Origin of the sequence: Micromonospora sp. WMMB482, assembly GCF_019038635.1 — a bacterium.
GTDB classification, from domain to species: Bacteria; Actinomycetota; Actinomycetes; order Mycobacteriales; family Micromonosporaceae; genus Micromonospora; species Micromonospora marina.
The window spans coordinates 6,678,073-6,698,895 of the sequence record NZ_JAHOPD010000020.1 but is presented as its reverse complement, the minus strand read 5'-3'; the positions used below and the strand labels follow the sequence as shown (position 1 = coordinate 6,698,895).

Sequence of the window (20,823 nt, the reverse complement as noted above, 5' to 3'; positions counted from 1 at the left end):
GCCCCTTAGCGACAGGTGATCAACCCGATGGCGAACGAAGCCAAGCTCCGCGAGTACCTCAAGCGCGTCACCGCTGACCTGCACGAGACCAGCGAACGCCTGCGGGCCGTCGACGAGCAGAACCACGAGCCGATCGCGATCGTGGGGATGGGCTGCCGCTACCCGGGCGGGGTGCGGACTCCGGAGGCGCTGTGGCGCCTGGTCGAGTCCGGCGTCGACGCCGTCACACCCTTCCCGGCGGACCGGGGCTGGGACGTGGAGAGCCTCTACGACCCCGACCCGGACGCGCACGGCAAGTCGTACACCCGCGAGGGCGGCTTCCTGCACGACGCCGGCGAGTTCGACAGCGGCTTCTTCGGCATCTCGCCCCGCGAGGCGCTGGCCATGGACCCGCAGCAGCGTCTCCTGCTGGAGGTCGCCTGGGAGACGGTCGAGCGCGCCGGCATCGCCGCGGACTCGCTCAAGGGCAGCCGCACCGGCGTCTTCACCGGCGTCATGTACCACGACTACGTCTCCCGGCTCAACGGCGTGCCGCAGGAGGTCGAGGCGTTCGTCGGCACCGGCAACCACGGCAGCGTCGTCTCCGGCCGGATCGCGTACACGTTCGGGTTCGAGGGTCCGGCCGTCACCGTCGACACCGCCTGCTCGTCCTCACTGGTGGCGCTGCACCTCGCCGTGCAGGCGCTGCGTTCCGGCGAGTGCACTCTCGCGCTGGCCGGCGGCGTCACCGTCATGTCCAGCCCCGACACGTTCGTCGGCTTCAGCCGCCAGCGTGGCCTGTCCCCGGACGGGCGTTGCAAGTCCTTCGCGGCCACCGCCGACGGCACCGGCTGGAGCGAGGGCGCCGGGTTGCTGCTGCTGGAGCGGCTCTCCGACGCGCAGCGCAACGGCCACCGGGTGCTCGCCGTGGTGCGCGGCAGCGCGGTCAACTCCGACGGCGCCTCCAACGGCCTCACCGCGCCGCACGGCCCGTCGCAGCAACGCGTGATCCGCCAGGCCCTCGCCAACGCCCGGCTCGCCCCGGCCGACGTGGACGCCGTCGAGGCCCACGGCACCGGCACCCGCCTCGGCGACCCCATCGAGGCGCAGGCCCTGCTCGCCACGTACGGCCGGGACCGGGCCGACGACCAGCCGCTGTGGCTCGGGTCGATCAAGTCGAACCTCGGGCACACCCAGGCCGCGGCCGGCGTCGCCGGCGTCATCAAGATGGTCATGGCGATGCGCCACGGCGTCCTGCCGCGCACCCTGCACGTCGACGAGCCGTCCCCGCACGTCGACTGGTCGGCCGGCGCGGTGAGCCTGCTCCGCGAGCCGCGCCCGTGGCCGCGCGCGACGAGGCCCATGCGCGCGGGCGTCTCCTCGTTCGGTGTCAGCGGCACCAACGCCCACGTCGTCGTCGAGGCCGCCCCGCCCGCGCCGCAGCCGGCCACCGACGCCGTCACCGGCCCCGACCCGCTGCCGTGGGTCGTCTCCGCGCGCAGCGCCACAGCGCTCGGCGCCCAGGCCGACCGGCTGCGCTCCTGGCTCGCCGAGCACCCCGACGCCGCGCCGGCAGCCGTGGGCCGGGCCCTGGCCACCGGCCGGTCCGTCCTGGAACACCGGGCGGTGCTGCTCGGCGCCGACCGGGACGAACTGCTCGCCGGGCTCGGCGCGCTGGCCGACGGGGTTCCGGCGGCGTCCGTGCGGCGCGGGGTCGCCAGTCCCACCCGCGTCGCCGTGCTCTGCACCGGCCAGGGCGCCCAGCGCGTCGGCATGGGCCAGCGGTTGTACGCCGCCTTCCCGGCCTTCGCCGACGCCTTCGACGCCGCCTGCGCGGAGCTGGACAGGCACCTCGACCGGCCGCTGCGTGGCGTGCTCGACGGCCCCGCCGACGTGCTCGACCGCACCGGGTACGCCCAGGCGGCGCTCTTCGCCGTCGAGGTCGCCGCCTACCGGCTCGTCGAGTCCTGGGGTGTCGTGCCGGACTTCGTGGCCGGGCACTCGGTCGGCGAGGTGGCCGCCGCGCACATCGCCGGCGTGCTGTCGCTGCCCGACGCCGCCCGCCTGGTGGCCGCCCGGGGCACCCTGATGCAGGCGCTGCCCACCGGTGGCGCCATGGTGTCGATCCGCGCCACCGAGGCGGAGGTCCGCGCGCACCTGGCCACCGTCGGCGGGACGCCGGGCGCCGGGCTGGCCGCCGTCAACGGCCCGGAGTCCGTCGTCGTCTCCGGCGACGAGGACGCCGTGCTGGCGGTCGCCGCACACTTCGCAGCCCTCGGCCGCAGCACCAGGCGACTGCGGGTCAGCCACGCGTTCCACTCCGCCCGCATGGACCCGATGCTCGACGCGTTCGGCGATGTGCTCGGGCAACTGACCTTCGCCGCGCCCCGCATCCCCGTGGTCTCCACCGTGACCGGAGCGGTGCTCGACCCCGACGAGGTGTGCTCCCCGGCGTACTGGCTGCGCAACGTCCGCGACACGGTCCGCTTCGACGCCGCCGTGACCACGCTGCGTGAGCTGGGTGTCGGCGCGTACGTCGAGGTGGGCCCGGGCGGAGTGCTCTGCGCGCTCACCCAGGAGATCGTCGGCGCGGACCAGGCGGTCTGCGCCCCCGTGCTGCGCGCCGAGCACGACGAGGCGACGGCCGCCCTGGCCGCCGCGGCCACCGTGTGGACCAGGGGCGTGCCGGTGAACTGGGCGGCCCTGTTCGCCGGCCCGCCCGTGCCGGTCGACCTGCCCACGTACGCGTTCCAGCGCGAACGCTACTGGTTGCTGCCCCTGCCGCAGCCCGCCGACGTGACCGCCGCCGGGCTGACTCCGACCGGCCACCCGCTGCTCGGCGCGGTGTTCCGCTCGGCCGACGGCGACGAGGTGACGCTCACCGGCAGGTTGTCCGTGGAGACCCAGCCCTGGCTGGCCGAGCACGCCCTGCGCGACGTCGTGCTCCTGCCCGGCACCGGGTTCGTGGAGCTGGCGATGCGGGCCGGCGCGGAGGTCGGCGCCGAACGGCTCGCCGAGCTGACCCTCCAGGCGCCGCTGGTGCTGCCCGAGACCGGCGGCGTCGACGTGCAGGTCGCCGCCGAACGCACCGGCGGCGGAGCGTGGCAGCTCACCGTCCACGCCCGTCGCGTCGGCACCGACGACATCTGGGTACGGCACGCCACCGGCCTGCTCACCGAGGCGCCGGATGAGGACACGGGCGCGCTGGCGCAGTGGCCGCCGAGCGACGCCACCTCCCTGGACGTGTCGGAGCTGGCCGGGCGGGCGGCACGGGCCGGTTTCGCGTACGGCCCGGCCTTCTCCGGGCTGCGTGCCGCCTGGCGCGTCGGCGCGGACGTGTACGCCGAGGTGGCGCTGCCCGATCCGGCGGCCGGCGACGCCGGTGGGTACGGGCTGCACCCGGCGTTGCTCGACGCCGCCGTGCAGGCGGTCGGGCTGGGCATCGTCGACCCCGGCGAGGCCCGGATGCCGTTCGCCTGGTCCGACGTGACGCTGTCCGCCCACGGCGCCGACACGCTGCGGGTACGGTTGACCCCCACCGGTCCGGACACGGTGTCCATGCTGGTCGCCGACGCCACCGGGGCGCCCGTCGCCCGGGTCGGCTCCCTGGTGCTTCGGCCCCTTCCGGCGGGGGAGCTCACCGCCGGCGGGTCCGCGTGGCGGCGTTCGCTGTTCCGCCTCGACTGGCTCCGGCACCCCGTCGCCGGGGGCGCCGCCGACGGCACGACCTGGGCGGTACTCGGCGAACGTCCCGCCCCGCTGCCGTCCGGCCCGCCCGCCGCCCGGTACGCCGACCTCGAGGCGCTCCGCGACGCCGGGGTACCCGACGCCGTGCTGTACCCGGTGGCCGGCGCGACCGGCCCCGGCGCCGTACACGACCTGCTCGCCGAGGTCCTCGCCGTGCTCCAGGGCTGGCTCGCCGCCGAGCCGCACACCGGCGACTCCCGGCTGGTGGTCCTCACCAGCGGTGCGATCGCCGTCGACGACGACGCGGAGGTCACCGACCTGGCCGGCGCCGCCGTGTGGGGCCTGCTCCGCTCCGCCCAGGCCGAGCACCCCGGCCGCTTCCTCGTCGTCGACGTCGACGACGAGGAGAACTGCGCGGCCGTCCTCGCCGGCCTGCTGCCGGCCGACGAGCCGCAGGCGGCGGTACGCGACGGGGCGCTCCGCGTGCCCCGGCTCGTCGCCGCCCCGGAACCCGACGGGCCGGCGCCGGCGCTGGACCCGGAGGGCACGGTGCTGATCACCGGCGGCACCGGTGCCCTCGGCGCGCTGACCGCCCGCCACCTGGCCACCCGGTACGGGGCCCGGCACCTGCTGCTGACCAGCCGGCGCGGCGCCGACGCCGACGGCGCAGCCGACCTGGTCGCCGCCCTCGCCGACCTGGGCGCCACCGCGACGGTCGAGGCGTGCGACGCCGCCGACCGGGCCGCCCTCGCCGCGCTGCTGGACCGGATCGACCCGGCGCACCCGCTGACCGGCGTGGTGCACACCGCCGGCGTGCTGGCCGACCGCACCCTGACCTCGCTCACCCCCGAGACCCTCGGTGACGTGCTGCGGCCGAAGGTGGACGCCGCCGCGAACCTGCACGAGCTGACCGCCGCCAGCCGCCTCGCGCTCTTCGTCACGTACTCCTCGGCGGCTGGCGTGACGGGCAGCCCCGGCCAGGCCAACTACGCGGCGGCCAACGCCTTCCTGGACGCGCTCGCCCACCGGCGACGGGCCGCGGGCCTGCCGGCGCACTCGTTGGCCTGGGGCCCGTGGGCGGAGTCGGGCGGCGGCATGACCGCCGGCCTCGACCGCGCCGACACCGACCGGCTGGCCCGGGTCGGCGTACGGCCGCTTCCCGAGGCGGACGGCCTCGCGCTCCTCGACGCCGCCCTGCTCACCGGCCTGCCCGCGACGGTGCCGATGGCACTGGTCGGGCCGGCGCTGCGCGCCCAGGCCGAGGCGGGCACCCTGCCGTCGGTCCTGCGCGGCCTGGTCCGGGCGCCCCGGCGTCGCGCCGCGCGGTCCGGCCCGGCGGAGACCGCCGCGCTGACCGGGCGGCTCGCCGGCCTCGACCGCGAGGAGCGCGCCGCGGCCCTGCTGCGGCTCGTCCTCGACCAGGTCGCGACGGTCCTGGGGTACGCCGACGCCGCCGCCGTCGAGGCCGGGCGTCCGTTCACCGAGCTCGGTTTCGACTCGCTCACCGCCGTCGAACTGCGCAACCGGCTGGGCGCGGTCACCGGCCTGCGCCTGCCCGCGACGCTGGTCTTCGACCACCCGACCCCGCTGGCCCTCGCCGACCACCTGGACGCCGAGACCGGAACGGACGCCGGCACCCGGGCGGCTCCGGTCGCCGCCGTCGCGGCGCTCGACGAGCCGATCGCGATCGTCGGCATGAGCTGCCGCTACCCCGGCGGCGTACGCAGCCCCGAGCAACTGTGGAACCTCCTCGTCTCCGGTAGCGACGGCATCACCGGCTTCCCCGCCGACCGCGGCTGGGACGTCGACGACCTGTACGACCCGTCCGGCACGCGCCGGGGCAGCAGCTACGCCCGCGAGGGCGGCTTCCTGGCCGACGCCGCCGACTTCGACGCCGACCTGTTCAAGATCTCGCCGCACGAGGCCCTCGCCATGGACCCGCAGCAGCGGCTGCTGCTGGAGACCTCGTGGGAGGCCATCGAGGACGCCCGGATCGACCCGCTTGCGCTGCGTGGCCGCCCCGTCGGCGTGTTCGCCGGCATGATGTACCACAACCACGCCGCAGGGCTGGCCGACGTCCCCGAGACCCTCGACGGCTACCTCGGCGTCGGCACGGCCAGCAGCGTGTTGTCGGGTCGGGTGGCGTACTCGTTCGGGTTCGAGGGGCCGGCGGTGACGGTGGACACGGCGTGTTCGTCGTCGCTTGTGGCGTTGCACCTGGCGGCGCAGGCGCTGCGGTCGGGGGAGTGCGACCTCGCACTGGCAAGCGGCGTCACGGTGATGGCGACGCCCGAGACGTTCATCGACTTCTCCCGCCAGCGGGGCATGGCACCCGACGGCCGGTGCAAGTCGTTCTCCGACGCGGCGGACGGCACCGGCTGGTCCGAGGGTGTCGGGGTGCTGCTGGTGCAGCGGCTGTCGGACGCGCGGCGTGACGGGCGTCGGGTCCTCGCGGTGGTGCGGGGCACGGCGGTGAACCAGGACGGCGCGTCGAACGGGTTGACGGCGCCGAACGGCCCGTCGCAGCAGCGGGTGATCCGCCAGGCCCTGGCGAACGCCCGGCTGGGCGTCGCCGACGTCGACGTGGTGGAGGCGCACGGCACGGGTACGACGTTGGGTGATCCGATCGAGGCGCAGGCGTTGCTGGCGACGTATGGGCAGGGTCGGGATGTGCCGTTGTTGTTGGGGTCGGTGAAGTCGAACATCGGTCACACGCAGGCCGCTGCCGGGGTGGCGGGTGTCATCAAGATGGTCTTGGCGATGCGGCATGGGGTGGTGCCGGCGACGCTGCACGTGGACGAGCCCTCGTCGCATGTGGACTGGTCGTCGGGTGCGGTGGAGCTGGTGACCCAGGCGCGCGAGTGGCCGGGTGCGGGCCGCGCACGCAGGGCTGCCGTGTCGTCGTTCGGCATCTCCGGCACGAACGCCCACGTGGTCATCGAACAGGCGGAGCCGGCGCACGCCGCGGGGTCTGCCGCGCCGGTCGGGTTGCCGGTGCCGTGGGTGGTGTCGGGTCGTTCGGAGCGTGCTCTGGTGGGTCAGGCGGCTCGGTTGGCGTCGTTCGTGCGGGAACGGTCCGGCCTTGCGGTGGCGGACGTGTCGTGGTCGTTGGCGACGACCCGGGCGGCGTTGGAGCATCGGGCGGTGGTGTGGGGCTCGGACGTGGACGAGCTGACGGCGGGCCTTGCGGCGGTGGCTGAGGGCCGGTCTGCGGGTGTGGTGTCGGCGGGTCGTCGGGCGGTGTTGTTCACGGGTCAGGGTTCGCAGCGTGCGGGTATGGGCCGGGAGCTGTACGAGGCGTTTCCGGTGTTCGCGGTGTCGTTCGACGAGGTGTGCGCCGGTTTTGACGGCTTGTTGCCGCGTGCGCTGCGCGAGGTGGTGTTCGCCGAGCCGGGCACCGCCGATGGGGCTCTGTTGGATCGGACCGTGTTCGCGCAGGCGGGGTTGTTCGCGGTGGAGGTGGCGTTGTGGGAGTTGTTGTCGTCGTGGGGGGTGCGGGCGGATTTTGTGGCGGGTCATTCGATCGGTGAGGTGACGGCGGCGTACGTGTCCGGGGTGCTGTCGCTGTCGGATGCGTGCACGTTGGTGGCGGCGCGGGGTCGGTTGATGCAGGCGTTGCCGGCCGGTGGGGTGATGGCGGCGGTGGGTGCGTCGGAGGAGGCTGTCGCCGAGTTGATCGGTGCGTCGGGTGCGGGTGTGGATGTGGCGGCGGTGAATGGTCCGGCGTCGGTGGTGGTGTCGGGTGCCGTCGGCGAGGTTGCGGTGGTGGTGGCGGCCTGTCGTGAGCGGGGTTGGCGGGTCAAGGAACTGGCGGTCAGTCACGCGTTCCACTCGCGGTTGATGGATCCGATGCTGGAGGAGTTCGCGTCGGTGGTGGCGGGGCTGGACTGGCGGGCGCCGCGGATCCCGATCGTGTCGAACGTGACCGGCGTGGTGGCGGACGCCGCAGAGATCACCGAGCCCGGCTACTGGGTGCGGCATGTGCGGCAGCCGGTGCGCTTCGCCGACGGTGTGGCGGCGTTGCGGGCACAGGGGGTGGACACCTTCCTGGAGGTGGGTCCGGATGCGACGTTGACGGCGATGGTGGCGGAGATCGTCGCGGATGCGGGGGTGTGGCGGGTTCCGGCGTCGCGGCGGGACCAGTCGGAGCTCGCTGCGGTGACGGCGGCGCTGGGCCAGTTGTGGGTGGCGGGTGTGCCGGTCGACTGGGCTGCCTACCACGGTCAGACCGGCGCCCGGCCCGGCGTGGTCGACCTGCCCACGTACGCCTTCGATCATCGACGTTACTGGATCAATGCCGCGACGCGGTCCTACCGTCCCCCCGCCGCCCGGCGTACCGCCGCCGACGAGGACTTCTGGCGGGCGATCGAGGCGGAGGACCTGACGACCCTCGCCGAGAGCCTGGCCGTCGACGCCGACACCCCCCTCGCGGACGTGCTGCCGGCGCTGTCCACCTGGCGGCGCCGCCGGGATGCCGAGGCGGCACTCGACTCCTGGCGCTACCGGGTGGCCTGGCAGCCGCTCACGGACGACGCCGCCCGCGCCGAGGCGACCGACTTCCTGCTCGTCGTACCGGCCGACGCCGACGCGGCCGTGACGGACTGGGCCGCCGCCCTCGGCGCAGCCGGCGGGCGGATCGTCGAGATCGACGCCACGTGCGACCGCAAGCGCCTCGCCCACGACCTCGCCGAGGCGTCGACCGGCCGCGACGGGGACGTGCTGCCCGTACTCTCCCTGCTGGCCCTCGACACCCGGCCGTACGCCGGGGCCGCCTCCGTGCCGACGGGCCTCGCCGGTACGGTCGCGCTCGCGCAGGCCCTCGGCGACGCCGGGATCACCGCCCGGCTCTGGATCGCCACCCGCGGCGCGGTCTCCGTCGGATCCCGGGACCGGCACGTCGATCCCGTACAGGCGATGGCGTGGGGCTTCGGCAGCGTGCTGCGCGCCGAGCACCCGCACCGGTGGGGCGGGCTCGTCGACCTGCCCGAGCAGCCCGACCAGAACACCGTACGCACCCTGCGGACGTTGGTCTCCGGCGTCGGCGGGGAGGACGAGATCGCCCTGCGCCGCAACGGCGCCCACGCGCGCCGGCTCGTCCGGGCGGCGGCGTACGGGGACACCGGCCCGCGCGGCTCCTGGACGCCGTGCGGCACGGTGCTGATCACCGGTGGCACCGGGGCCCTCGGCGGGCACGTCGCCCGCGCGCTGGCAGCCGAAGGCGCAGAACACCTCCTGCTGGTCAGCAGGCGGGGCGGCGAGGCACCGGGGGCGACCACCCTCGCCGACGAACTCACCGCACTCGGTAGCCGCGTCACCCTCGCGTCCTGCGACGTGGCCGACCGGGACGCGCTCGCGGCGCTGCTCGCCTCGATCCCCGACGAGCTTCCGCTGAGCGCGGTCGTGCACACCGCCGCGGCCCTCGACGACAACGTCGTCGACGCGGTGGGCGTCGACCAGTTGGCCACCGCCCTGCGGGCGAAGGTCGATGCCGCGCGCAACCTGGACGAGCTGACCCGGAACGCGGACCTCTCCGCGTTCGTCCTCTTCTCCTCCCTCGCCGGGCTCATGGGCGCCGCCGGCCAGGCCACGTATGCGCCGGGCAATGCGTTCCTCGACGCCCTGGCGCAGCGCCGCCGCGCCGAGGGGTTGCCGGGCACCTCGCTCGCCTGGGGCCTGTGGGCCGACGGCGGGGTGAGCGCGGGCGACTTCGAGCAGCGGCTCAGCCGTACCGGTTTCGGCGCGATGGCGCCGGAGACGGCTGTGCGCGCCTTCAACCGGGCGCTGGACCGCGACGAGACGTACCTCGTCGTGGCCGACGTCGACTGGGCCCGGGTGGCCGCCACCGGTTCCCGGCGCGCCCACCCGCTGGTCCGCGACCTGCTGGCCGAGGCCGGCGCGGCCGTGACCGCCGACGCCCCCGTACTGGCGGCCGACCTGCGTCTGCGCCTGTCGGGACTGCCCGGCGCGGAGCAGCTACGCGTCCTCGGCGAGCTGGTACGCGCCGAGGTCGCCGCCGTGCTCGGCCACGAGTCCGTCGAGCGGGTGGCGCCGGACCGGGCGTTCCAGGACCTCGGCTTCACCTCGCTGGCAGCCGTCGAACTGCGCAACCGGCTCGACGCGGCGACCGGCCTCGCGTTGCCGAGCACACTCGCCTTCGACTACCCGAACTCCGCCGCCCTGGCCGGGCACATCCACGCCGAACTGCTGGGCGGGCAGGCCCTTCCCGCCCCCACCACCGTCGCCGGCCCCGTCGTGGACGACGACCCGATCGTCGTCGTCGGCATGGGCTGCCGTTTCCCAGCCGGAGCCGAGTCCCCGGAGGGCCTCTGGGAGCTGCTCACCGCCGGCGCCGACGCGATGTCGGACTTCCCGGCCGACCGGCACTGGGATCTGGAGTCGCTGGCCGGCGCCGACTCCTACGTCTCGCGCGGAGCCTTCCTGGCCGACGCGGGTGGCTTCGACGCGGAGTTCTTCGGCATCTCGCCGCGCGAGGCCCTCGCCATGGACCCGCAGCAGCGACTGCTGCTCGAGGTCTCCTGGGAGGCGTTCGAGGACGCCCGGATCGAACCCCTCGCGCTGCGCGGCAGCCGCGTCGGGGTGTTCGCCGGCACCAACGGCCAGGACTACGAGACCGTCGTGCGCGGGGCCGGCGAGTCGCTCGCCGGGTACGGCGCGACAGGTGCGTCCGCGAGCGTGTTGTCGGGTCGGGTGGCGTACTCGTTCGGGTTCGAGGGGCCGGCGGTGACTGTGGACACGGCGTGTTCGTCGTCGCTTGTGGCGTTGCACCTGGCGGCGCAGGCGCTGCGATCCGGCGAGTGTGACCTGGCGCTGGCCGGCGGCGTCACGGTGATGGCCACCCCGGGCGCCTTCATCGAGTTCTCCCGCCAGGGCGGGCTGTCGGCCGACGGCCGCTGCAAGGCGTTCGCCGAGTCGGCGGACGGCACCGCGTGGGGTGAGGGCGTCGGCGTGCTGGTGGTGCAGCGGTTGTCGGATGCGCGGCGTGAGGGTCGTCGGGTTCTGGCGGTGGTGCGGGGTTCGGCGGTGAATCAGGATGGTGCGTCGAATGGTTTGACGGCGCCGAACGGTCCGTCGCAGCAGCGGGTGATCCGGCAGGCTCTGGCGAATGCGCGGTTGTCGCCGTCGGACGTGGACGTGGTGGAGGCGCACGGTACGGGTACGACGTTGGGTGATCCGATCGAGGCGCAGGCGTTGTTGGCGACGTATGGGCAGGGTCGGGATGTGCCGTTGTTGTTGGGGTCGGTGAAGTCGAACATCGGTCACACGCAGGCCGCTGCCGGGGTGGCGGGTGTCATCAAGATGATTTTGGCGATGCGGTACGGGGTGGTGCCGGCGTCGTTGCACGTGGATGTGCCGTCGTCGCATGTGGACTGGTCGTCGGGTGCGGTGGAGCTGGTAACGCAGTCGCGTGAGTGGCCGGGGGTGGGGCGTCCCCGGCGGGCGGGTGTGTCGTCGTTCGGCATCTCCGGCACGAACGCGCACGTGATCATCGAGCAGCCAGAGTTGGCGGCGGAGCCTGCCTCGCGGCCGGTGCAGGGGCCTGCGGCCGCGTCGGCTGCGGAGCCGGTGGCGGCGGCGGAGTCCGTCCACCTCTCGGGTGCGCAGCAGCGCGGCGAGACCGACCGGGGCGGATCGGCGGACGGGCTGCCGGTTCCCGCGTCTGCCGACGCCGGTCGCCGCGAACGGGATGGAGATCAGCAGGGCGCGTCCGTCGGTCTGCCGGTGCCGTGGGTGGTGTCGGCTCGCTCCGAGCGGGGCCTGGCGGGTCAGGCGGGGCGGTTGGCGTCGTTCGTGCGGTCCCGGTCCCTGTCGCCGGTGGATGTGTCGTGGTCGTTGGCGACGACCCGGGCGGCGTTGGAGCACCGGGCGGTGGTGTGGGGCTCGTCGGGGGACGAGCTGGTTGCCGGCCTGTCGGCGGTGGCCGAGGGCGGGCCGGCGGTGTCGGGTGTGGTGTCGGCGGGTCGCCGGGCGGTGTTGTTCACGGGTCAGGGTTCGCAGCGCGCCGGGATGGGCCGGGAGCTGTATGACGCGTTCCCGGTGTTCGCCGCGTCGTTCGACGAGGTGTGCGCGCGTTTCGACGGCTTGTTGCCGCGTGCGCTGCGCGAGGTGGTGTTCGCGGAGGCGGGTTCGGGAGCTGCTGCTCTGTTGGATCAGACCGTGTGCGCGCAGGCGGGGTTGCTCGCGGTCGAGGTGGCGTTGTGGGAGTTGCTCGCGTCGTGGGGCGTACGGGCCGACTACCTGGCGGGTCACTCCATCGGTGAGGTGACGGCGGCGTACGTGTCGGGGATGTTGTCCCTGGGGGACGCGTGCACGTTGGTGGCGGCGCGGGGTCGGTTGATGCAGGCGTTGCCGGCCGGTGGCGTGATGGCGGCCGTCGGCGCGTCGGAGGAGGCTGTCGCCGAGCTGCTCGGCGCGTCGGGCGCGGCCGTGGACATCGCGGCGGTCAACGGCCCCGCGTCGGTGGTCGTCTCGGGCGCGGCCGATGAGGTGGCCTCGGTGGTGGCGACCGCCCGTGAGCGGGGTTGGCGGGTGAAGGAGCTCGCGGTCAGTCACGCGTTCCACTCGCGGTTGATGGAGCCGATGCTCGAGGAGTTCCGGTCGGTGGTGGCGGGGCTCGACTGGCGGGTGCCGCGCGTCGCGGTGGTGTCGAACGTGACGGGTGCCGTGGCGGACCCGTTGGAGCTGGTGGATCCGGAGTACTGGGTGCGACACGTGCGGCAGCCGGTGCGCTTCGCCGATGGTGTGGTGGCGTTGCGGGCGTTGGGGGTGGACACCTTCCTGGAGGTGGGTCCGGATGCGACGTTGACGGCGATGGTGGCGGAGATCGTCGCGGATGCGGGGGTGCGGCGGGTTCCGGCGTCGCGGCGGGAGCAGTCGGAGGTCGCCGCGGTGACGGCGGCGGCGGGGCAGTTGTGGGTGGCGGGTGTGCCGGTCGACTGGGCTGCGTACCACGGTCAGGCCGGCGCCCGGCCGGGGGTCGTCGACCTACCCACGTACGCCTTCGACCACACCTGGTACTGGCCCGAAGCGGCGCCCGCGGCCCGCCGGGACGCGCACGGCGAAGCTCTCGACGGGCGGTTCTGGGCGGCCGTGGAGTCCGGCGACCCCGACCTGGTCGGCGGCGAGCTGGGTGTCGGCGCGGACGAACCGTTCAGCGCGGTCCTGCCGAAGCTCGCGCAGTGGCGGCGGGCCGCACAGCAGCGGTCGACGGTGGACTCCTGGCGCTACCGCGTGGTCTGGCGGCGCCAGGACGTGACCGGGAACGAGAACCTGACCGGCTCCTGGCTGGTGCTGATGGTCCCCGGCCAGGAGGACCACCCGTTGCTGGCCGGGCTGGCGGAGCGGGGCGCCGAAGTGGTGCCGGTGGTGCTCGACGCGCTGGACCGGAACGAGATCGCGCGCCGGCTGTCCGCCGCCTCGGCGGCCGCCGGACCGGTCGCCGGGATGATCTCGCTGATGTCGCTGGCCGGCGCCGGTGTCGTCGAGGCACTGGCGGTCGCGCAGGCGCTTGCAGTCACCGAGGTCGAGGGTCGGTTGTGGTGGCTGACCAGCGGTGCTGTCTCCCTGGACGACTCCGAGCCTCTGACCGACCTGGACGGTTCTGCGGTGTGGGGTTTGGGTCGGGTGGTGGGTTTGGAGGTGCCGTTGCGGTGGGGTGGTTTGGTGGATTTGCCGGGTGTGTTGGGTGGGGGTGTGTGGGGTCGGTTGTGTGGGGTGTTGTCGTCGGGGGTTGAGGATCAGGTGGCGTTGCGGTCGTCGGGTGTGTTTGTGCGGCGGTTGGTGCGTGCGGGTTCTCCGGCGGGTGCGGGTGCGGGTGCGGGTGCGGGTGTGGGTGGTGGTTTTCGGTTGTCGGGGACGGTGTTGGTGACGGGTGGTACGGGGGCGTTGGGTGCGCGGGTGGCGTTGTGGGCGGTGGGTGTGGGTGCGGAGCATGTGGTGTTGGTGAGTCGGCGTGGTGGTGGTGCGCCGGGTGTGGGGGAGTTGGTGGGGCGGTTGGAGGGTTTGGGTGTGCGGGTGTCGGTGGTGGGTTGTGATGTGGCGGATCGTGGTGCGGTGGCGGGGTTGTTGGGGGATTTGGTGGGTCGGGGTGAGCGGTTGCGGGCGGTGGTGCATGCGGCTGGTGCGGCGCAGTTGACGCCGTTGGGTGAGGTGGGTGTGGGTGAGGTGGAGGAGGTGTTGCGGGCGAAGGTTGGTGGTGCGGTGGTGTTGGATGAGTTGACTGCTGGTTTGGATTTGGATGCGTTTGTGGTGTTCTCGTCGATTGCGGGGGTGTGGGGTTCGGCGGGTCAGGTGGGGTATGCGGCGGGGAATGCGTTTGTGGATGGGTTGGTGGTGTCGCGGCGTGCGCGGGGGTTGGTGGGTACGTCGGTGGCGTGGGGGCCGTGGGCGGAGGCGGGTATGGCGGTGGGGGTGGCGGGGGAGCAGTTGAGTCGGCGTGGGTTGCCGGGGATGGCTCCGGAGTTGGCGGTGGCGGCGTTGCAGCGGGCGTTGGATGGTGGTGAGGGGCAGGTGGTGGTGGCGGATGTGCGGTGGGATCGGTTTGTGCCGTCGTTCACGGCGTTGCGTCCGTCCCGGTTGTTCACCGACATCCCCGAAGCACAGGCGGCGATCGAGGCGGCGTCCCGAGCCGAGACCGGCCCCACCGACCGGGCGTCCGCACTGCGCGAGCGGCTCGCGGCCCTGACGCCGCCGGAGGTCGAGGCGTCCCTCCTGGATCTCGTACGCTCCCAGGTCGCCACGGTGCTCGGCCACGCCACCGTGGAGGCGGTGCGGCCGGACCGGGCGTTCCAGCGTCTCGGCTTCGACTCGCTCACCGCAGTCGAGCTGCGCAACCGGCTGACCGCCGAAACGGGCCTCGCGTTGCCCTCCACCCTCGTCTTCGACCACCCGACGCCGGCCGCCCTGGTCGCCTTCATCCGGGAGACCGTGCTCGGAGCATCGGGCGACGCGCCGGCCGACCGCAGGGTCGCCACCGTCGACGACGACCCGATCGTGATCGTCGGCATGGGCTGCCGCCTCCCGGGTGGCGTCGCGTCCCCGGAAGAACTGTGGCAACTGCTCGCCACGGGACGCGACGGCATCTCCGAGTTCCCCCTCGACCGGGGCTGGGACAGCTTCCTCAGCAGCGGCCTGTCCGACACGTCCTTCGCCCGCAGGGGCGGCTTCGTCTACGACGCCGGCGAGTTCGACGCCGAGTTCTTCGGCATCTCGCCGCGGGAGGCCCTCGCCATGGACCCGCAGCAGCGGCTGCTGCTGGAGACCTCGTGGGAGGCCGTCGAGTCGGCGGGCATCGACCCGACCACCCTGCGGGGCGGTGCGGTCGGCGTCTTCGCCGGGGCGAGCTTCCAGGGGTACGCCAGCGGGTCGGTCGGTCGGGCCCAGGAGGTCGGCGGCCACCTGCTCACCGGCAACGCGACAAGCGTGTTGTCGGGCCGGGTGGCGTACTCGTTCGGGTTCGAGGGGCCGGCGGTGACTGTGGACACGGCGTGTTCGTCGTCGCTGGTGGCGTTGCACCTGGCGGCGCAGGCGCTGCGGTCCGGCGAGTGCGACCTCGCCCTGGCCGGCGGAGTCACCGTGATGGCCTCACCGGGCACGTTCGCCGAGTTCTCGATCCAGGGCGGCCTGTCCGCCGACGGCAGCTGCAAGTCGTTCTCGGACGCGGCGGACGGCACGGGCTGGTCCGAGGGTGTCGGGGTGCTGGTGGTGCAGCGGTTGTCGGATGCGCGGCGTGAGGGTCGTCGGGTTCTGGCGGTGGTGCGGGGTTCGGCGGTGAATCAGGATGGTGCGTCGAATGGTTTGACGGCGCCGAACGGTCCGTCGCAGCAGCGGGTGATCCGGCAGGCTCTGGCGAATGCGCGGTTGTCGCCGTCGGACGTGGACGTGGTGGAGGCGCACGGTACGGGTACGACGTTGGGTGATCCGATCGAGGCGCAGGCGTTGTTGGCGACGTATGGGCAGGGTCGGGATGTGCCGTTGTTGTTGGGGTCGGTGAAGTCGAACATCGGTCACACGCAGGCCGCTGCCGGGGTGGCGGGTGTCATCAAGATGATTTTGGCGATGCGGCACGGGGTGGTGCCGGCGTCGTTGCACGTGGATGTGCCGTCGTCGCATGTGGATTGGTCGTCGGGTGCGGTGGAGTTGGTGACCGAGTCCCGTGAGTGGCCGGCCGTAGAGCGTCCTCGGCGGGCGGGTGTGTCGTCGTTCGGCATCTCGGGGACGAATGCGCACGTGATTTTGGAGCAGCCTGAGCCTGAGCTGGGTCTGGTGGCGCTGCCGGCGGGTGGCGAGGCTGGCCGGATCGGGTCGGCGGATGCGGAGCCGGAGTCTGTCGGGACGTCCGGGGTGGGTGTGCTGGTGCCGTGGGTGGTGTCGGGGCGTTCGGAGCGTGCTCTGGTGGGTCAGGCGTTGCGGTTGGCGTCGTTCGTGGGGGACCGGCCGGACCTGTCGGTGGCTGATGTGTCGTGGTCGTTGGTGAGGTCGCGGGCGGCGTTGGAGCATCGGGCGGTGGTGTGGGGTTCGTCGGTGGACGAGTTGGTGGCTGGGCTGTCGGCTGTTGCCGAGGGTCGGTCGGTGGTGCCGGGTGTGGTGTCGGGTGTGGTGTCGGTGGGTCGTCGGGCGGTGTTGTTCACGGGTCAGGGTTCGCAGCGTGTGGGTATGGGCCGGGAGTTGTATGAGGTGTTCCCGGTGTTCGCGGCGTCGTTCGACGAGGTGTGTGCGGAGATCGATCCGCGCCTGCCGTGTGCGTTGCGGGATGTGGTGTTCGCGGAGGCGGGCAGTGTCGAGGCGGGTCTGTTGGATCAGACCGTGTTCACACAGGCGGGGTTGTTCGCGGTGGAGGTGGCGTTGTGGGAGCTGTTGTCGTCGTGGGGGGTGCGGGCGGATTTTGTGGCGGGTCATTCGATCGGTGAGGTGACGGCGGCGTACGTGGCGGGGATGTTGTCGTTGGCGGATGCGTGTGTGTTGGTGGCGGCGCGGGGTCGGTTGATGCAGGCGTTGCCGGCCGGTGGGGTGATGGCGGCGGTGGGTGCGTCGGAGGAGGCTGTCGCCGAGCTGATCGCGTCGACTGGTGTGGGTGTGGATGTGGCGGCGGTGAACGGTCCGGCGTCGGTGGTGGTGTCGGGTGCTGCGGGTGAGGTCGCTTCGGTGGTGGCGGTCTGCCGGGAGCGGGGTTGGCGGACGAGGGAACTGTCGGTGAGTCACGCGTTTCATTCGCGGTTGATGGAGCCGATGCTGGAGGAGTTCGCGTCGGTGGTGGCGGGGCTGGACTGGCGGGTGCCGCGGGTGCCGGTGGTGTCGAACGTGTCGGGCGCGGTGGCGGACGCGTTGGAGTTGGTGGATCCGGAGTACTGGGTGCGGCATGTGCGTCAGCCGGTGCGGTTCGCCGACGGGGTGGCCGCTCTGCGGGGGCAGGGTGTGGACATGTTCCTGGAGGTCGGCCCGGACGCGGTCCTCACCGCCATGGCCGCCGAGGCGAACACGGCCGACGACGTGCGGTACGTCGCCACGCTGCGCCGCAGCCAGCCCGACGTCACCACCCTCACCAGTGCCGCCGGGCAGCTCTGGGCCGCCGGCGTGGCCGTCGACTGGGCGGCGTACCTCGGCCAGACCGGCACCCGGCCGCGCGCGGTGGAACTGCCCACCTACGCCTTCGACCGGCAGCGCTACTGGCTGGAGGACCCCCAGCCCGGCTCGGCTCCGGAGCGGGCCGACGGCCCGTCCGACGAGCAGTTCTGGGCGGCGGTCGAGTCCGGGGACCTCGGCGTGCTGGGCGACGATCTCGCCGTGGGCGCGGACGAGCCGTCCACGGCGCTGCTGCCCAAGCTCGCCCGGTGGCGGCGGGCGACGCAGCAGCGGGCGGTCGTCGACTCCTGGCGGTACCGGGCGACGTGGCGTACGGCCGCCGTGCCGGACTCCGCGACGTTGGCGGGAACCTGGCTGCTGCTGATGGCGCCCGGGCAGGAGGACCACCCGCTGGCCGCGGCGTTGGCTGCCCGGGCCGACCGGGCGGTCCCGGTGCTGGTCCCGGCCGGCGCCGACCGCGACCGGGTGGCGCGGCTGCTGCTGGAGGCGATGAGCTCCGACGCCCGGGACGCCCACGTGGTGTCCCTGCTGTCGCTGGCCGAGCCGCGGGAGGCGTCCCCGGTTCCGGCCGCCGCCGAGGTGTCGACGGCGCTGGCCGTGGTGCAGGCGCTGACCGACGTCGGTGGGTCGGGCCGGTTGTGGTGGCTGACGCGCGGGGCGGTGTCGGTCGGCGGCTCGGACGAGCTGGCGGATGTCGCGGGTTCTGCGGTGTGGGGTTTGGGTCGGGTGGTGGGTTTGGAGGTGCCGTTGCGGTGGGGTGGTTTGGTGGATTTGCCGGGTGTGTTGGGTGGGGGTGTGTGGGGTCGGTTGTGTGGGGTGTTGTCGTCGGGGGTTGAGGATCAGGTGGCGTTGCGGTCGTCGGGTGTGTTTGTGCGGCGGTTGGTGCGTGCGGGTTCTCCGGCGGGTGCGGGTGCGGGTGCGGGTGCGGGTGTGGGTGGTGGTTTTCGGTTGTCGGGGACGGTGTTGGTGACGGGTGGTACGGGGGCGTTGGGTGCGCGGGTGGCGTTGTGGGCGGTGGGTGTGGGTGCGGAGCATGTGGTGTTGGTGAGTCGGCGTGGTGGTGGTGCGCCGGGTGTGGGGGAGTTGGTGGGGCGGTTGGAGGGTTTGGGTGTGCGGGTGTCGGTGGTGGGTTGTGATGTGGCGGATCGTGGTGCGGTGGCGGGGTTGTTGGGGGATTTGGTGGGTCGGGGTGAGCGGTTGCGGGCGGTGGTGCATGCGGCTGGTGCGGCGCAGTTGACGCCGTTGGGTGAGGTGGGTGTGGGTGAGGTGGAGGAGGTGTTGCGGGCGAAGGTTGGTGGTGCGGTGGTGTTGGATGAGTTGACTGCTGGTTTGGATTTGGATGCGTTTGTGGTGTTCTCGTCGATTGCGGGGGTGTGGGGTTCGGCGGGTCAGGTGGGGTATGCGGCGGGGAATGCGTTTGTGGATGGGTTGGTGGTGTCGCGGCGTGCGCGGGGGTTGGTGGGTACGTCGGTGGCGTGGGGGCCGTGGGCGGAGGCGGGTATGGCGGTGGGGGTGGCGGGGGAGCAGTTGAGTCGGCGTGGGTTGCCGGGGATGGCTCCGGAGTTGGCGGTGGCGGCGTTGCAGCGGGCGTTGGATGGTGGTGAGGGGCAGGTGGTGGTGGCGGATGTGCGGTGGGATCGGTTTGTGCCGTCGTTCACGGCGTTGCGTCCGTCCCGGTTGTTCACCGACATCCCCGAAGCACAGGCCGGGCAGGCCGAGGAGAAGCTCGGTGACGCGGATCGCGGTGCGGCGTCGGCCCTGCGCGAGCGGCTGGGCGCGGCCTCCGGGCCCGAACGCGACCGCATCCTGCTCGATCTGGTCCGCAGCACCGCCGCGGCGGTGCTGGGCCACGCCACGCCGAGCGGGATCAGGCCCGGCCGGGGCTTCCTCGAACTGGGCTTCGACTCGCTGACCGCCGTCGAACTGCGCAACCGCCTGACCGCCGAAACCGGCATCGGGCTGCCCGCCACCCTCGTCTTCGACCACCCCACCCCGAGCGCGCTCGCCGGTCACCTGCGGGCCGAGTTGGTGCCCGAGCAGCCGGCGTTGCCGATCGTGGCGGAGATCGAACGCCTCGACAAGCTCCTCGGCGGGCTGCCGGGCGACCAGGTCGACGACGCGGTCGTCGGTCGGCTGGAGGACCTGCTGACCCGGTGGCGGGGCCGACCCGCCGCCACCGCGCCGGCGTCGGCCGCCGGAGAGGAGTTGGAGTCGGCCAGCCGGGACGAGCTGTTCGACATCATCCAGCGGGAGTTCGGCAAGTCCTGAGCGGACACTGCCCGACCCCGGGCGGGACGGGCCGGGAAAAGGGACACCCGACGGCGCCGGACGCCTGAACGGTGCCGTCGGCCAGGCGCGGCTGCCTAGGGGTCCACGTATCCCGTCTAGGGGTGTGCCGGCGCGGGCCCGGCTCCGTAGGGTTCGGAGCACGCCAGGCCGTCTCGCCCTGCCCACCGGCAGCCGAGCGGTACGGATGTGGGTGCGTGCGGTGCCCCGGATGGACGGGAGGTCCGCATGGCCGGATCCGGCTTGCCTCAACTGCTCGCCATCAGCGACCTGCACGTGGTGCACGCGGAGAACAAGCCGATCGTCGAGCGGCTGCGGCCGGAGCGCGACGGCGACTGGCTCGTCGTCGCCGGCGACGTCGGGGAGTTCGTCGGCGACGTCGAGTGGGCGCTCGGACTCCTCAGCCGCCGCTTCGCGAAAGTGATCTGGGCCCCCGGCAACCACGAGCTGTGGACTCCCCGCGAGGACCCGATCCAGCTGCGGGGAGACGCGCGCTACCAGCACCTGGTGGAGCTGTGCCGGGGGCTCGGGGTGGTCACCCCGGAGGATCCGTACCCCGTCTGGGATCCGCGGGGCGACGACCCGGTCCTGATCGCCCCGCTGTTCCTGCTCTACGACTACACCTTCCGGCCCCCGGGGACGTACACGAAGGAGCAGGCCCTGGCGCGGGCCCACGAGGTCGGCGTGGTCTGCACCGACGAGATCCTGCTGCACCCGGACCCGTACCCGACGCGGGACGCCTGGTGCCGGGCGCGGCTGGCCCTGACGGAGCGCCGGCTCACCGCCGAGCGCAACGGGCTGCCGACCGTCCTGGTCAACCACTTCCCGCTCGTGCGCGAGCCCACCAGGATCCTGCGGTACCCGGAGTTCGCCCAGTGGTGCGGCACCGAGGCCACGGCCGACTGGCACGTCCGCTTCGACGCCCGCGTCGCCGTCTACGGTCACCTGCACATCCCGCGCACCACCTGGTACGACGGGGTCCGGTTCGAAGAGGTCTCGGTCGGCTACCCGCGGGAGTGGCGCCGCCGCTCGACGCCCCCCGGCCGGCTGCGCCGCATCCTGCCGTCGGCCGCCTGAACGGCCCTCGTGGCGCTGGTCACCGCCGCTCCCGGAGCCTGCCGTGACGCCGCCCGCGGGCCGGTCGATCAGGGGTTCTCTAGGGGTTGGGCGGGTGTGGGGCGCTCAGTACCGTCCAGTCACGGTGGCGGGCGTGTGTCGGCGGGACTGTCCGGCGTGGCGGGCGCCTGAGCAGGCACGACAACCGGAATCAGG

2 protein-coding genes are annotated in these 20,823 nt (G+C 73.5%); both read left to right on the top strand.

Translation table 11 applies throughout. The features are described from left to right. Window positions 1-27 precede the first annotated feature (27 nt). Complete coding sequence (locus KSK32_RS34390) at window positions 28-19,533, top strand: type I polyketide synthase (protein ID WP_305801526.1); 19,506 nt, start codon at window positions 28-30, stop codon at window positions 19,531-19,533. Between the two features lie 246 nt (window positions 19,534-19,779). Next, window positions 19,780-20,628, top strand: a complete 849-nt coding sequence (locus tag KSK32_RS31600; protein ID WP_216935504.1) for a metallophosphoesterase — start codon at window positions 19,780-19,782, stop codon at window positions 20,626-20,628. The last annotated feature ends 195 nt before the right edge of the window (window positions 20,629-20,823 follow it).